We start from the raw sequence: 1169 nt of genomic DNA, 5'->3' as shown, positions 1-1169 counted from the left end.
CCAGCCCAGCCCCCCCCGCCCCAAACCAACACGCGTGGGTCGGCGCCCCAGCCACCCCCCCCCCCCCCCCCCCCCCCCCCCCCCCCCCCCACCTGGCGGATCCGGCCGGTGTGCTGATCGTGGACGACACCGGATTCCTGAAGAAGGGTGTGCGTTCGGCCGGTGTCCAGCGGCAGTACTCCGGCACCGCCGGCCGCACCGAGAATTGCCAGGTCGGGGTCTTCCTCGCCTACTCCGGCAAGCCGGGCCGCACCCTGATCGACCGGGCGCTCTACCTTCCGAAGTCCTGGACCGACGACCGCGCACGCTGCCGGGCGGCGGGGATCGGCGATGAGGTCGAGTTCGCCACCAAGGTCCAGCTCGCCAGGGCGATGGTCCGCCGCGCGATCGACGACCAGATCCCGTTCCGGTGGGTGACCGCGGATGCCGGCTACGGCTACAGCAAGGGCTGGCGCTACGAGTTGGAGCAGGCCGACGTCTTCCACGTCGTGGCCACCACCAGCCAAGACACCGTCGTCACCCGGCGTGCCTTGGACCATCGACTGCACGACCTGGTCGCCGACCTGCCCCGTCAGAAGTGGAAGCGTCGTTCCTGCGGCGAGGGCGCCCACGGCCTGCGGGTCTACGACTGGGCCCGCGTCGAGGTCCGGCCGTGGCACCGCCCCGACCGCAAGCACTGGGTCCTGGCACGCCGCAGCATCACCGATCCCACAAAGCTCGCCTACTACATCGCCTACGCGCCCGCCGATGCCACACTCAACGAGCTGATCGCCGTCGCGGGTGCCCGCTGGGCGATCGAGGAGTGTTTCCAGAGCGCCAAGGGCCAGTGCGGCCTGGACGACTATCAGGTCCGACGGCACCCGGGGTGGTACCGGCACATCACCCTGGCCATGGCCGCCCATGCCTACCTCACCGTCATGCGGGCCCAGCAGCTCGAAAAGGGGCTGGACCCGCTCGAACGTCAGACCTGATACCTCTCACAGTCCCCGAGATCCGCCGACTGATCACGAAGCTCACCCGGCCTGTCCGCCGCAGCATCGACCACGTCCTGCACTGGTCCCGATGGCGCCGCAGACGCCAACAACAGGCCCGGACCAGCCACTACAAAAGACGAGGCCACAGCCCAAGAGCTGAAGCCTCGACATGGTAAGCACCGTTGCAGTACTAGG

Annotated in this window: 1 protein-coding gene; it reads left to right on the top strand. The window is 69.3% G+C overall.

What is annotated here, in order from left to right; translation table 11 throughout:
• Positions 1 to 971 (top strand): IS701 family transposase (locus AC07AL_RS38545; protein WP_478319569.1); only part of this gene is annotated, 971 nt, incomplete at its 5' end.
• Between the last annotated feature and the right edge of the window lie 198 nt (positions 972 to 1169).

This window comes from Kitasatospora sp. NPDC043949 (assembly GCF_056435365.1).
This window is presented reverse-complemented; position numbering and strand designations above follow the sequence as displayed.